Below are 13,776 nucleotides of genomic sequence, written 5' to 3'. Positions count from 1 at the left end.
CGGAAGTCTCCTACAGGGCGGTCTGGCGGGCCACGGCGCGCCAGGCGAAGGCCACGCTCAGCAGCAGCGCGGCGGCCAGCATCAACAGGCTCAGGCGCGCCTGGTGCAATGCCCAGCCGGCCGCGGGCGGCTGGTAGCGGAAGGGCGGCACGCGCGCCCACAGCGACGGATTGGCCTGGTACGAGAAATGCTGGTGTTCCAGCGTGTCGGCGTGCGCCACCAGGTCGGCGCTGACGATGTCCTGGATCACGCGGCGCTGTTGTTCGGCGGCGGTGGTGAAATCGCGGTGGTGCGCAAAGTCGGTGCCGGCCATGGCGGCGGACAGGGCGCGCACCGCCAGCAGCGGCATCAGCCAGCCGGCCGATTCCTGCACGGCCTGCTGCCGTTCCCAGGTGTCCCACAGGTGCCCGAAATGGCGGTCGTAGACCGCGTAGCTGGACTGGTCGTCGAGCTTGAGCGCCAGACCCCATTGGTTCAGCGGTACGTCGCGGCTCCAGCGCTCGGTCGTGCCGAAGGCCTGCATCCAGACGCGGTCCGACGTGGCCTTCAGGTCATCCTGCAAGGCCTGGTTGAATTCGAGGCGCGTGGGGCTGGGATAGAGTCCGCGGGACAGCTCGGCCATGACGCGCGGGGCGATCACCGTATTGGCGATCCACAGCGCCAGCAGCACCGTGATGGCCACGCGCGAGGAGCGGGCGGCGGCCGACACCCCCAGCGTGACGAAGATGAACGCGGCCAGGTACACCGCGTAGCCGCCGGCCAGCACGCCGAAGCGCCACAGCGCATCGGCCCGGCCGCCCGCCAGCCACACCGCCACGATGGCGGCCAGCGCGGCCGGCGCCAGCAGCAGGCCAAGGCTCAGCGCCAGCGCAGTGGCCTTGCCCCACAGCAGGCGCCAAGGCGCCACGCCCAGGCTCAGCGTCTGGCGCAGGATGCCCTGTTCGCGTTCGCCCGAGAAGGCGTTGAAGCCCAGCACGATCACCAGCAGCGGCCCCAGCGCCTGCAGGATCCAGGCCGCCGACAGATCGCCGAAGCGCTGCAGGCCGGTGGCGTCCTGTGCCGGGCGGAATTTCACCTCGCTCTGGCGGTGCGCCTGCAGCCACACGGTGCTGCCGATATACGGATTGATGCCGGGATCGAGCAGCGCCAGCGTGGTGTCGGGCTTGAAGACGTGCATGCCCTGGTGGGCGGCATCGTGCGGATGGCGCGCGCCCTGCTTGAGCCAGTCGCTGTAATCGGTGTTCTGGGCCGCGGCCTGTTCGGCGCGGGCCTCCTGCTGATGCAGGTAGCCCACGGCCAGCGCCGTCATCAGCAGCACCGCGACGATGCCGCCGGCCCAGTAGAGCCGGCCGTCGCGCAGGCGTTCGCGCAGGTCCTTGAGGGCGATCAGGAGGATCATGCCTCGGTCCTCATGTGCGCCAGGTACAAGGCCTGCAGATCGACGTCGCCGATCTGCCGGGCGTCGAGGTTTTCGACCAGCCGGCCGCGTTTCATGATGCCGACGCGGGTGGCGGTCTGACGCGCATGGAACAGGTCGTGGGTGGTGGCCAGGATGGCCACGCCGCGTTCGGCGGCGCGTTGCAGCAGGCGGGTGAACTCGGCGGCGGCCGACGGGTCCAGCCCCGAGGTGGGCTCGTCCAGCAGCAGCGCGCGGGCGTCCTTGGCCAGGGCCACGGCAATCCACACCTTTTGCCGCATGCCCTTGGAATAGGCGGCCACGCGCTTGTCGGCCGCGGCCGGGTCCAGCCCGACTTCCGCCAGCAGTTCCAGCAGCCTGGCGCGCGGCGGCGCCTCGCCCAGCGCCAGCGCGGCGAAGTAGCGCAGGTTTTCCAGCCCGCTCAGGGTGCCGTACAGGTTCACCTGTTCGGGGATGTAGGCCACGTGGCGCTTGCTGGCGAGCGGTTCACGCGTCACGTCCAGCCCATGGATCAGCGCCTGGCCGCCGTCGGGGGCGATGAAGTTCAGGAACAGGTTGATGGTGGTGGTCTTGCCGGCGCCATTGGCGCCCAGCAGGCAGTAGATCTCGCCCGGCTCGATACGCAAATCCAGCGGGTGGAGCGCGATCTGGTCGCCGTAGCGTTTGGTCAGGCCGATGGCTTCGAGCACTGCAAGTCCTTCTTCGTCCGAAGATGCCGGGAAATCAAGGGGAGGGGGCGGAGCGCGGATGACGCCTGGACGGGCCTTCCGGACTCCAGTGGGAATGACTATCGTTAGATATGATATAACATAACGTGATTATATCGCCATCCTCGCGCGGAACTCCGGCAAAAACGACAACCCAAAGCAGAAGGGCGCCCACGTGGGCGCCCTTCGCATTGGCTGCGGCGGTGCGTGCGGATCAGGCCTCGATCCGCTCCACCTTGCCCACCAGCAGGATGTACGACAGCGCGCCCAGCAGCGCCAGCGACGACACGTACACGATGGCCGGCGCGAAACTGTCCTTCGACACCAGGAAGCCGATCACGATCGGCGTGCAGATCGACGACAGGTTGCCCACGAAATTGAACACCCCGCCGGTCAGCCCCAGCAGCCGCACCGGCGCCAGCGCCGACACCAGCGACCACGTGATCGACGCCAGGCCGTTGCCGAAGAATGCCAGCGCCAGGAAGAAGATGACCCATGGCGTCGAGTCGGTGAAGTTGGCCCCGATCATCGACGTCGAGATCAGCAGGCCCAGGATGATGGGCAGCTTGCGCGCCAGGCCCACGGTGGCGCCGCGCCGGATCAGGAAGTCCGACAGCACGCCCGAGCACAGCACGCCGATGAACGCCGCCAGGAACGGCACCGACGCCAGGAAGCCCGACTTGATGAAGTCCATGCCGCGGTACTTCACCAGATAGGTGGGGAACCACGTCAGGAAGAACCACAGCGTCGAGGTCAGGCAGAACTGGCCCAGGTACACACCCCACAGCTTGCGCTGGCTCATCACCAGGCCCAGGTCGTTCCAGTTGAACGGCGCCTTCTTCTCGGTCACACGTTTGTCCAGGTCCACGACGCCGCCGCCTTTCTGGATAAGCTCGATCTCGGCCGCATTGGCGCCCTTGAACTGGCGCGGTTCACGGTAGATCAGGTACCACAGCACGCCCCAGACGATGCCCAGCAGGCCGGTGCTGACGAACACCATGTGCCAGCCGTAATGGTGCTGCAGCCAGGCCAGCACCGGCGTCAGGAACGCCAGGCCGACGAACTGGCCCGAGGTGTAGAAGCCGATGGCGGTGGCGCGTTCCTTTTCGGGGAACCAGGTCGTGACGACGCGGTTGTTGATCGGATAGGCGGGCGCTTCCAGCGCGCCCACCGCCAGGCGCAGCACGAACAGGATCACGAAGCTGCCGGCAAAGCCCATGAAGAACGTCGCCGCCGACCACAGGATCAGCGCGGCCGCGTACAGCACGCGCGGCGACACGCGGTCCACCAGCCAGCCGCCGGGGATCTGCATGGCGGCGTAGGTCCAGCCGAACGCCGACAGTATCAGCCCTTCGTGCACCGTGTCCAGGCCGAACTCGTCCTTGAGCGCGGGCGCGGCGATGGACAGGTTGCTGCGGTCCAGGTAGTTGATGACGACGGTGATGAACAGCATCACCATGATGAGATAGCGGCTGCGCGTCGGCCGCTGGGCGCTTTGCAGGCCCGGGTGGGTGGCGGTGGTCAAGGGGGTCTCCTCTTTCGCTTTTTTCTATCGGCTTACCACTCGGCGAAGCTGCCGTCGGCGTGGCGCCAGATCGGGTTGCGCCAGCGGTGGCCCACCGCCGCGCGTTCTTTCACGTATTCCTCGTTGACCTCGATGCCCAGGCCGGGGCCCTGCGGAATCGCGACCATGCCGTTCTCGTAGGCGAACACTTCGCGGTTGCTGACGTAGTCCAGCAGGTCGTTGGCGGCGTTGTAGTGGATGCCCAGGCTCTGTTCCTGGATGAAGGCGTTGTAGCAACCGGCGTCGATCTGCAGGCAGGTGGCCAGCGCGATCGGGCCCAGCGGGCAGTGCAGCGCCAGCGCCACGTCGTAGGCCTCGGCCATGGCGGCGATCTTGCGCGTTTCGGTGATGCCGCCGGCATGCGACGGGTCCGGCTGGATGATGTCGACGTAGCCGTCGGCCAGCACGCGCTTGAAGTCCCAGCGCGAGAACAGGCGCTCGCCCAGCGCGATCGGCGTGGACGTCAGCGGCGCCAGTTCCTTCAGCGCCTCGTAGTGTTCGCTCAGCACCGGCTCTTCGATGAACATCAGCTTGAACGGGTCCAGTTCCTTCATCAGCACCTTGGCCATGGGCTTGTGCACGCGGCCATGGAAGTCCACGCCGATGCCGACGTTGGGGCCGACCGCGTCGCGCACGGCGGCCACGTTCTCCAGGCACTTCTCGACCTTGTCGAACGAATCGATGTACTGCAGTTCCTCGGTGCCGTTCATCTTGACGGCGGTGAAGCCGCGCTCGACCGCGCCCTTGGCGGCCGCGGCGGTGTCGGCAGGACGATCGCCGCCGATCCACGAGTACACGCGGATGCGGTCGCGCACGTTGCCGCCCAGCAGTTGCGACACCGGCACGCCCAGGTCCTTGCCCTTGATGTCCCACAGCGCCTGGTCGATGCCGGCCAGCGCGCTCATGTGGATGGCGCCGCCGCGGTAGAAGCCGCCGCGGTACAGCACGGTCCAGTGGTCCTCGATGTTGCGCGGGTCCTTGCCGATCAGGTAGTCCGACAGTTCCTCGACAGCGGCGGCCACCGAGTGGGCGCGGCCTTCCACTACCGGTTCACCCCAGCCGACGATGCCGGCGTCGGTCTCTATCTTCAGGAAGCACCACCGCGGCGGCACGATGTAGGTAGTGAGCTTGGTGATCTTCATGCTTGGGTCTCCTGGGCGGGATAGGCGCGTTGCCAGGCGGCGATGAAAGCGCGCGCGTTCTGGCCGACTTCGTTGGCCGACAGGCCGGGTTTGTACAAGGCGGAGCCCAGGCCGAAGCCGCTGGCGCCCGCCTGGGCGTAGGTGGAAAGGTTGTCGGGCGTGATGCCGCCCACCGGCACCAGCGCGATCGGCGGACGCATCACCGCGCGCCAGGCCTTGAGCACGGCCGGGCCGAGCTGTTCGGCGGGGAACATCTTGAGCACGTCGGCGCCGGCGGCCAGCGCGGCGAAGGCTTCGGTCGGCGTGGCCACGCCGGGGCACGAAGCCAGGCCGGCGGCCTTGGCCGCGCGCACCACGGCCAGGTCGCTGTGCGGCATGACGATCAGCTCGCCGCCGGCGTCCTTGATGCGGGCCACGTCATCGGGATCCAGCACCGTGCCGGCGCCCACCAGGCAGTCGGCCGGCAGCGCGTCGCGCATGGCGCGGATGCTGGCCAGCGGCTCGGGCGAATTCAGCGGCACTTCGATCAGGCGAAAACCCGCGTCGTACAGCGCGCGCCCGATGGGCACGGCCTCGGCGGGCGTGATGCCGCGCAGGATGGCGATCAGGCCGCAATGGGCCATGGCGGTTTGCAGTCCGGTATGGGTCATGGTGTGGTCTCGGAAGAAGGCGCGGCGGGCACCAGCCCGGCGCTGACGGCCAGATGCCACAGGCCGCGTTCGGTGGCGTGTTGCGCCAGTTGCGGCGTGCCCAGGCCGTAGTGCCGCAACGCCAGGATGTAGCGCTGGCACAGCGCATCGTCGCCGCACAGCACGATGCGCGGCTGGTCGCCCTGCAGGCGCAGCATGTCGGCCAGCGCGGAGATTTCGTGGCCGATCAGCAGGCCCGACAGGTAGTCGGCCTGCGACACGCCGGCCAGTTCGCCGGTCAGCCCCAGCGCGCGGGTGCTGAAGATGGTCGACAGCACGCCGGCGCGGCCGGCCGGCACGCCGGCCACTTTCAGGCCGCGCTCGAAGGCCGCCATGTCGGACGCCGGCGCCTCGACCATGGTGCGGCCCAGGATGGTGTGGCCGCGCAGCGCGGCATAGACCTCGCCGGTCATGAAGGTATCGAAGTGGGTGACCTGGCCGCGGCGCGCGTTGACCCATTTCGAGTGGGTGCCGGGCAGGCCGATCAGCACGCTGTCGGCGGGATCGCCGGCCTGATCGAACAGCACGCCGAAGACCTGCGTTTCTTCGCCGCGCATCACGTTGGGCAGGCCGTGGCGCTGGATCAGGCCGGGCACGATGTGCACCGGCGTTGCGCCGTTGCGCTCGACGCGCGTCAGCAGGGTGCCGATGCGTGCCAGGTCGACCGGCACGTCGAGGTAGGCGGCTTCTTGCCAGCCCTGCGCGCTGCCGACCATGCCGCAGGCGATCACCGGCAGCTGCGGTTCGGCCCGCAGCCAGTCGCCGCAGGCCTGCTCGAAAGCCAGTTCGAAACCCGATTGGCCGCTCGGGGTGGCGGCGCCGTCCTGCAAGGGTTGGGGCAGGCGCATGATGCCCCACGGCAGGTGGCGGGTATCGAGCGTGCGGCCGGCGCCATCCAGGCGGTAGGCGCGCAACGAAGAGGTGCCCCAGTCCAGCGCTATGAGGGCCGCGCGGGCAGGCGATCCGGTTGTCATCAGAATCTGTCTCGTCTCGGGGCGGCGGCGCGCTGCGGGCGAGGGCGCGCAAAGGGCGCGTCATTCGCGGGCTTGCAGGACCTGGCCGGCCTTGTTGTCGTCAAGCCCGCGATGGCGCCGGAGCGGCGCCAGTCGGGCTGGGAAAAATTCTAGATCAGCGCTTGAAAAATCTCAAAATATAGAATTAAATCCCATATATAGGGAATTCACTTCGATTCCCGCTCCCCATATCCGACTCCCAGCGCCAGCCTTGTCCATGCCCGATTCTTCGACCGTCTCCCCCGCCTACGATCCCGACGCCGCGGCGCCCGCCGGCACGCAGACCCTGATGCGCGGACTGGGTGTGATCCAGGCCGTTGCGGCGGGCGCGCGCGACCTCAAGGACATCTGCGCCCACATCGGCGTGGCGCGCAGCACCACGCACCGGCTCGCCAGCTGCCTGGTGCAGGAGCGCTACCTGCGCTCGTTGCCTGGCGTCGGCTACGTGCTGGGGCCGAAGCTGATCGAACTCGGTTTCCAGGCGCGCGAAGCCTTCCCCATGGCGACGCTGGCGCGGCCGTACCTGGACGGCCTGGCCGCCGAGACCGGCGACACCATCCACCTGGCGGTGCGCGACAACGACGAAGTGCTGTATCTGGAAAAGATCCCCGGCAAGAAGGGGCTGGAGATGCGTTCGCGCGTCGGCCACCGCATGCCCTTGGCCGCCACCGGCGTCGGCAAGGCGCTTCTGCTGGATGCCGACGAACCGCAATGGAAGGCGCTGCATCGCGTCGGCGCGCCGGTGTCGTCGCGCGCGCCCGGCGGCCGCCAGACCTGGGAGGCCTTCCGCGACCGCATGCGCGACTACGCCGCCAACGGCTATGCCTTCGACCTGGAGGACAACGAGCCGTCGATCCGCTGCGTGGCGGCGCCGGTGCGCGATGCCTCCAGCGGCATCGTCGCCGCGATCAGCGTGTCCAGCACGGTGCCGTACATGTCGCTGGAGCGCATGCGCGACATGGTCGACGTGGTCAAGGAGGCGGCGGCGCGCATCTCGGCGGAACTGGGATGGAAGGTGCAGGGCGCGCCCGCCAAGCCGCGCGACGCCGCCACGTAGCGCAGCACGCTGCCCAACAATGGGCGACCCTGGCAAGCGGCGCGCGGCGTCCGCCGGCAATGCCAGCCCCGGTCAAATCTCCGACCAATCCATATGCCGTCGCCACCGGCAGGGCGCCTTATCGGTGCTAGTCTCTTGCTCAATCATCAATGACGCTCATCACGAGTGAGTAGATCCCCGGCGACGAGCAAGTGGCGCCCCAACCTGATGTCGAGCGCCTGTATGCCGCCCATGCCGAGCGGCTGCGCCGTTACCTGTTCCTAAAGACTGGCGAAGCCGAGCTCAGCGCCGACCTGGTGCAGGAATGCTTCGCCCGCATCGTCGCGCAGGAAGACGAGCTGCCGTCCGACAACGTGCTGGCCTATCTGTACGCCATCGCCAACCGCCTGCTGATCGACCATCGCCGCAATCATCACCAGTCCCACACCGATGCTGTGTCGGACGACCTCCTGGAAAATATGCGCGACCTGCGCACCGCGCCCGACGTACACGTGCACGTCCGCCGGCAACTGGCGCGGCTGGCCGCCACCCTGGCGGAACTGCCCGTGCGCACGCGGCAAATATTCCAGCTTTGCCGCGTCGAGGGCCTGAGCCACGCGGAGGCCGCCCGCTACCTGGATATCTCTCCCAGCTCGGTGCAGAAGCACCTGGCGATGGCGTTGGACCTGATGCGCGAACGCTTGGGAGACGACCCTTGAATGCCCGCATCCGCGACTTTTTTTACTGTATTTCGTGGCTGGGCCGTTTATCTTGTTTATGAAGATCCCATCATGTACTCCTTGAGCCGCCCCGGCCGCGAACGACGCCTGCGCCGGCAGGCCAGCCAGTGGGCGTTGCGTCTGGCCGCCGGCGCGCTTGCGCCGGCCGAGCAACGCCGGCTGGACCGCTGGCTGGCGCGCGACGCGCGCCACGGCCCGGCCCTGGCCGATGCCGAGAGGGTCTGGGCATTGGCGGGGGAGTGCCGCGGCCTGCCGTTGTTCGCGCAGCCGGTGCCCCGGCCGCGCCGCTCGCATTGGCGTGCCTGTGCTGCGTCGTGGTGGCGGTCGGAACCCATGGCGCCGTGGCGCCGCGCGGTCGTGATGGCCGGTGTGGCGTTGGTGGTCGCCGGCGCGGCCGGTGCTCCGGATGCCGTGGCGCCCTGGTTGGCCGACTACCGCAGCGCGGTCGGCGAAATCCGCTCCTTCGATCTCCCGGATGGCAGCCATGTGCTGTTGGGCAGCAACAGCGCGCTCGACGTGGAATACGATGCCACGACGCGCCGCGTACGGCTGCTGCGCGGCGAAGCGGTGTTTGCGCCTGCGCCCACGGGCGCGGACGAACCGCGCAGCTTCGTGGTGGCGACCGCCGGCGGCAGCATGACCGCGCTGGGCACGCGCTATGCCGTGCGTCGCCGCGATGCCGGGCATGGCTGGATCGGCGTGTTGCAGCATCGTGTCGAGGTGGCGCTGGATCGTCCGCCCGCCTCGGGCGATGCGCTCGCGGTGCTGGCGGCGGGCGACAGCGCCACTTTCAGCCGCGCCCATGGCATCGAGGGTAGCGCCGTCGCACCCGCGCGCGGGGCGGCCTGGGCCGAGGGCTATCTCGTCTTCGAAGGCGAATCCCTGGAGCAAGTCCTGCAGCGCATCGGCAATTTCCGGCCGGGCCTGTTGATCCTGGCGAACCGCGCCGCGGCGCGCAGGCCGGTGAACGCGCTGTTCCATCTTGATAACCTCGACGGCGCATTGGCCACGCTATGTGGCGAGATGCGGCTTGCGCGGTTGCGGTTGCCGGGGGTGACGGTGCTGTACTGAAAAGCGTCGAGTTCTTGAGTGTCGAGTTCGGCTTTACAACGCCTGGTTTGTAAAGCGGAAAAACAAACGCTGATTTGTATTCGACACCCTTTCGCGCGCCGGCCGCACGATCCAATCGCGGTGCGCGCGCCGCCATCGTCGGGCCCCGAGTAAGACGAAGTCAGGACGCACCCGCGCCGCTCTCCCTCTGGCAACTGTCTTTTCCGAACTTTTTTTACTGTAGTTCGATTCTCAATCGTTAATGGTAATGATGCGCGTTTGCATCGGCTGAAACCAGAGACGAAAGTGAAGATAAGACAGGTGAAGTTCCGTGTTGCGGGTCGCATGCTGGCTGCAGGCGCATTGGCGCTACCTTGCGTGTCAGTCGCGCAAACGCAGGAGCGTGCCTCAGGAATCTCGGCGCCTGCCGATCGGAAGGACGACGAGCGTCAGCGGACGTTTGTCTTCGACATCCCGGCGCAAGCGATGGCGCAGGCCGTGCTGGCATTCGCGCGCCAGGCAGGCGTCGACCTGTACATGAACGACGTCGATCTCTCGGCCTACACCAGTGTCGCCCTCAAGGGCAGCTTCAACGTCGAGACCGGCCTGGCCCGGTTGCTGGGAAACAGTCCCATCGGCTACCGCTATCGCCGGACCGCGGGCGCTGTGCGTCCGAATGTGCAACTGGTCGACAACGGTCCCGGCGCGCGTGCGCGGGTGTACTCGATGGCGCCCGTTGTGGTGCGCGGCAACGATGTCAACGAGCGCGTCTATCAAGCCCCCCGCGCCGTCAGCATCATCACGCGTGAAGAAATGGACCGCGTGCCGGTCCGCCACGCCGCCGAACTCATCCAGGACACCCCCGGCGTCGCCAGCGCCGTCAACCGCCAGAACCCCGGCCTGTCGATCAACATCCGTGGCATGCAGGACTTCGGCCGCGTCAACATGATGATCGACGGCATGCGCCAGGATTTCGTGCAGAACGGGCACATGCAACGCAATGGAGAAATGTATGTCGATTCGGAACTGCTGTCCGAGGTGGAGGTAGAGCGAGGCGTGGTGCGCGGGGTGCATGGCACCGGCGCGATGGCGGGCAGTGTGGATTTCCGCACGTTGGACTTTGGGGATGTGCTGCGCGAGGGCAGGGATATCGGTTTGAAGCTGCGCGGCACGTCCGGGTTGGGATATCAGGGCAACGGTACCAATTTCATCGGCAGCGCGGCGGGCGCGGCGCGCGCGGGTGAAAACCTGGAAGTGCTGGCGGCGGTGTCGCGGCGGTCGATCGGCGATTATCGGTTTGGGTTGCGGGGCGGGCAATCCGACTGGAACAAGGAAGTGGTGCGTGACAGCGACGGCGGGCGCAGCAAGGTGGAATTCAACGATGTGAAATTCGCCGCTCAGGAGCAGGATTCCAGCCTGTTCAAGGTGCGCTGGAAGTTGAATGATGCATCGTCCCTGCAATTGAGTTATGTCGGCACACGGGTGAACTATTCATACACTGCGGAATCCGTACTGGCGAGTCCAGATAAAAGCGGCTCCCCCTGGCGAAAGCTGGGAGTGTCCAAGGCGCAATCCGACAGCTTCGCGCTGGACTACAAGCTCAAGCCGGCGGACAACCCGTGGCTAGACTTGAACGTGAAGCTCTATGCCGTCGATACCCGTGTCAGCAACTACACGGAACCGAATTATCCGAAAGTCTTAACTCCAGGAGGAGGCTCTTGGATAACCGATCCTGTGGCGATTCGAGAGGCCATTCATTTCGAGCACTGGAAGTCCGACGGCACCGGCAAATGTGAAACCGATAATGGGGGGTACGTCTCCGACTACACGACGGACATTTGCAGCCACTACGGCGTCGGTAAGGAAACCCGTTTGCGCACCCGGACCCATGGCGTGCAGGTGGACAATACCTCGCGCTTCCTGCTGGGTACGAACTCGCTGCTCAGTGCCCACTACGGTATCGAGTATTTCTCTGATCGTGCAACTTCGAGCCAACGCTGGAATAACCAGGGGCGTGGAGTCCGGCCTTTTGGCGCGGACGGTAAGGACTCTCTCAACCCGAGAGGACGCCGCAACATGGGAAGCATCTTCGCCGAGTTGAAGCTGGAAGACGATTTCTATACGGTCTCAGCGGGTTTGCGCTATGAACGCTACTGGGTCAAAGGCAAGACACATATGCCTGGAACCGCGCCGTATCACCAAACTTCGTTGAGGACGGCCGAAAAAAACCTTTGCAGCTATACGCACAATCTCCCTGGTGAGGTGGACAAGGCTGAGGTTTATGGGGAAGGCTGCCGCATAGCGAGAAGTGGTGATCTGGCAGCCTTGAAAGCATGGTGGGATTCCAATCCTGCTTATAGCTACTACAAAGCTCTGCACGACCGTGTGCCGGACCCAAAGAAGCCAGGCCGATTTATATACCCCCTTAGGCGTGACCCGGACACGGGCGAGATCATGTACAGCAAAGTACCGACTCGGAAACCCATTAACCTCTCGCGCAGAAAGTTTGAGGATCAATTTATAGACGTTTGGTGGGACGATCAGCCCACCACGTACAAGTACGACGTCGACCGCAGCGGCGGCAAGATGCTGCCGTCGCTGTCCGCCGCCATCCGCCCCGTCCGCTGGCTGGAGTTGTATGGCAGTTGGGGCAAGTCGTGGCGTCCGCCAGCCATCAATGAACTGATGATGGCCGGAGGTCATCCCACGGAAGGCTTCGAAACGATCGTACCCAATCCCTTCCTGAAACCTGAGACCGCCCAAACCTGGGAAGTGGGCGTCAACACCATCTTCAAGGACGTCGTGGTGCAGGGCGACGATTTGTCGTTCAAGGCCGGCTATTTCGACACGCGGGCGGATAACTATCTGTTTTCTTCCATGATGGGTCTGCTGCCGGGAAGCGAGACCAGCCCGGGTGACTATTTCCCGCGGCTGGGTACGACCTTCTTTACCAACAACCTCACTCGTACCCGGTTCCGCGGTCTCGAATTGGAAGGGCGCTATGACGCCGGTCTTGTCTATGGCGCCGCGAGCTATACGCATTACCTCGGGGGACCGAACAAGTTCTGCGAAAACGTATATCCGCTGGGCTCGGGTCCAAACCGGTATGACGTGCCTAAGTCGGACGGCAGCTATCCGAAGTCGCACGACGAAGCGCTTGCGGCAGGGTATGAATCCTGGCGGACCTGGGCCGATGCCTGGACCTCATGCGGCAATTTTGTTTTCAACAGCGCCATCGCCAAGCCGGTCGATAAAGGCATGGTGTTGATTGGCGCGCGCCTGCTGGAGCGCAAGCTGGATACCGGAGTGCGCTTCAACTACAGCGGCGAGGGTTGGTACAACCGCGACACCGGCGGCGCGCAAGTCTGGTTCAAGTACACCACCTGGGACTGGTATGCCAGTTATCAGGCCAACGACAACGTCAAGTTGATGGCGGCGGTCGAGAACATCACCAATCGTATGTACGTGGAAGGCTATTCCGACGCGCTGGCGCGTACGTTCGCTCCTGGCCGCACCGTCACGGTGGGCATGGAGGTGCGCTTTTAAGTCAAGTATTGAGCGGGGCCGGTGTATGGCGGCCCCTCGAAAGAACATGCGAGTGATTCGCATGATTGGCGCCCCGCTTGGCGGGACGTCAAGGGAGCCGGGGTAACCCGGCTGAATCTGTAGTTAATGGAGTATGGAAATGTCTGTATCGATCAGTTTTATCGACCAAAGTCACCTTCCTCAAGGCATCTCGATGGAGGATTCGTTGGAATCCATGTTGATGGTCTTCGAGAACGATGGCGTTGCCGGTGAACACACCGCCGGCAAGAACTATGGAGGCTTTTTCGGTGGCGGCCCCTTCAGCGGCACCGACTACGGCTACGCCAGCAAAAATGTTGCCCACTATGCCTTCGTTGCCTCGGGTGAACTGAACTACTACTTCCCGCCGTACAGCGGGCCCAAGGTCGAAGGCGCGACGCCGCACACGGTCTGGGGCGAACTGGACTCCATTACCTTGAGCGGTGGGGTGGATCAGGCCGGGCATGCAGTCGATCCGCTCATCACGTTTACGTTCGACCTGCCCATCTATGGTGATGTTTCGGACGGACGGGCCAACGATGTGCACGACATCGTATGGGGACTGATGAACGGCCATGTCGATGGCTTGGACGATGCCAAGGCCGGTGTCATGTCCCATGGCGGTCTGTTCGGCGCTCTGGCGCAGAACGACATGGACATCAGCATGTCCATCGCCGACCTAGTCGGCCACAACCTCGCCACCGAGACCGATCTGGCCCTGGCGGCGTAACCCACCCGCGAGTTTCCCCGCGCTTTCTCGGGCGCGTGGGTCACGGTCGCGGCGGGCCTATCCCCCGTCGCGACCGTCTTTTTGTTTCTTCATTCTGCGTGTCCCGGCAGTCATCCGGGCTAGG

The 13,776-nt window shown here is 65.6% G+C and carries 11 protein-coding genes; 5 read left to right on the top strand and 6 right to left on the bottom strand.

From position 1 onward, the window contains the following. Positions 1-10 precede the first annotated feature (10 nt). The 6 genes from ACVN9Z_RS04365 to ACVN9Z_RS04340 all read right to left on the bottom strand — a co-directional run bounded on the left by ACVN9Z_RS04365 (position 11) and on the right by ACVN9Z_RS04340 (position 6,493). A complete protein-coding gene (locus ACVN9Z_RS04365; protein ID WP_006385729.1) occupies positions 11-1,399 on the bottom strand; it encodes an ABC transporter permease subunit in 1,389 nt (462 codons plus the stop codon). After that, the gene (locus tag ACVN9Z_RS04360; protein ID WP_006385730.1) at positions 1,396-2,106 is read right to left on the bottom strand and encodes an ABC transporter ATP-binding protein; all 711 of its coding nucleotides are present in this window, start codon (positions 2,104-2,106) and stop codon (positions 1,396-1,398) included. The genes ACVN9Z_RS04365 and ACVN9Z_RS04360 overlap by 4 nt, the downstream gene beginning before the upstream one ends. Positions 2,107-2,338: 232 nt before the next feature. Continuing rightward, positions 2,339-3,649 carry an MFS transporter gene (locus ACVN9Z_RS04355; protein WP_064527571.1) on the bottom strand — a complete coding sequence of 437 codons (1,311 nt, stop codon included), beginning with the start codon at positions 3,647-3,649 and terminating at the stop codon, positions 2,339-2,341. A 32-nt stretch (positions 3,650-3,681) separates the two neighbouring features. Beyond that, the gene (dgoD, locus tag ACVN9Z_RS04350; RefSeq protein ID WP_006391563.1) at positions 3,682-4,830 is read right to left on the bottom strand and encodes a galactonate dehydratase; all 1,149 of its coding nucleotides are present in this window, start codon (positions 4,828-4,830) and stop codon (positions 3,682-3,684) included. Continuing rightward, entirely contained in the window at positions 4,827-5,480 is a 654-nt protein-coding gene (locus ACVN9Z_RS04345) for a 2-dehydro-3-deoxy-6-phosphogalactonate aldolase (protein ID WP_024070515.1), read from the bottom strand. The genes dgoD and ACVN9Z_RS04345 overlap by 4 nt, the downstream gene beginning before the upstream one ends. Beyond that, positions 5,477-6,493 carry a 2-dehydro-3-deoxygalactonokinase gene (locus ACVN9Z_RS04340; protein ID WP_006385734.1) on the bottom strand — a complete coding sequence of 339 codons (1,017 nt, stop codon included), beginning with the start codon at positions 6,491-6,493 and terminating at the stop codon, positions 5,477-5,479. Before ACVN9Z_RS04340 ends, ACVN9Z_RS04345 begins: the two co-directional genes overlap by 4 nt. 256 nt (positions 6,494-6,749) lie before the next feature. Here ACVN9Z_RS04340 and ACVN9Z_RS04335 point away from each other — a divergent pair, with 256 nt between their 5' ends. The 5 genes from ACVN9Z_RS04335 to ACVN9Z_RS04315 all read left to right on the top strand — a co-directional run bounded on the left by ACVN9Z_RS04335 (position 6,750) and on the right by ACVN9Z_RS04315 (position 13,652). Continuing rightward, complete coding sequence (locus ACVN9Z_RS04335) at positions 6,750-7,589, top strand: IclR family transcriptional regulator (RefSeq protein WP_054439240.1); 840 nt, start codon at positions 6,750-6,752, stop codon at positions 7,587-7,589. A 191-nt stretch (positions 7,590-7,780) separates the two neighbouring features. Then, the gene (locus ACVN9Z_RS04330; protein ID WP_006385736.1) at positions 7,781-8,287 is read left to right on the top strand and encodes an RNA polymerase sigma factor; all 507 of its coding nucleotides are present in this window, start codon (positions 7,781-7,783) and stop codon (positions 8,285-8,287) included. Continuing rightward, positions 8,288-9,379: a FecR family protein gene (locus ACVN9Z_RS04325; protein ID WP_458213163.1), complete on the top strand. Its 1,092-nt coding sequence runs from the start codon at positions 8,288-8,290 to the stop codon at positions 9,377-9,379. It begins immediately after the preceding gene. 258 nt (positions 9,380-9,637) lie between these two features. Then, positions 9,638-12,904, top strand: coding sequence for a TonB-dependent hemoglobin/transferrin/lactoferrin family receptor (locus ACVN9Z_RS04320; protein ID WP_458213162.1), 3,267 nt, complete (start codon positions 9,638-9,640; stop codon positions 12,902-12,904). Positions 12,905-13,043: 139 nt separating this feature from the next. After that, on the top strand, positions 13,044-13,652 hold the full coding sequence (locus ACVN9Z_RS04315; protein WP_241122934.1) for a heme acquisition protein HasA: 609 nt from the start codon (positions 13,044-13,046) through the stop codon (positions 13,650-13,652). Positions 13,653-13,776 lie beyond the last annotated feature (124 nt).

It is taken from the genome of Achromobacter sp. KK8 (assembly GCF_054188005.1).
This window is presented reverse-complemented; position numbering and strand designations above follow the sequence as displayed.

What these genes read in the sequence shown, in the direction of transcription:
- ACVN9Z_RS04325 (WP_458213163.1), top strand. Translation starts at nt 8,288, where the DNA reads ATGCCCGCATCCGCGACTTTTTTTACTGTATTTCGTGGCTGGGCCGTT.
- ACVN9Z_RS04365 (WP_006385729.1), bottom strand. Translation starts at nt 1,399, where the DNA reads ATGATCCTCCTGATCGCCCTCAAGGACCTGCGCGAACGCCTGCGCGAC.
- ACVN9Z_RS04315 (WP_241122934.1), top strand. Translation starts at nt 13,044, where the DNA reads ATGTCTGTATCGATCAGTTTTATCGACCAAAGTCACCTTCCTCAAGGC.
- ACVN9Z_RS04335 (WP_054439240.1), top strand. Translation starts at nt 6,750, where the DNA reads ATGCCCGATTCTTCGACCGTCTCCCCCGCCTACGATCCCGACGCCGCG.
- ACVN9Z_RS04345 (WP_024070515.1), bottom strand. Translation starts at nt 5,480, where the DNA reads ATGACCCATACCGGACTGCAAACCGCCATGGCCCATTGCGGCCTGATC.
- dgoD (WP_006391563.1), bottom strand. Translation starts at nt 4,830, where the DNA reads ATGAAGATCACCAAGCTCACTACCTACATCGTGCCGCCGCGGTGGTGC.
- ACVN9Z_RS04340 (WP_006385734.1), bottom strand. Translation starts at nt 6,493, where the DNA reads ATGACAACCGGATCGCCTGCCCGCGCGGCCCTCATAGCGCTGGACTGG.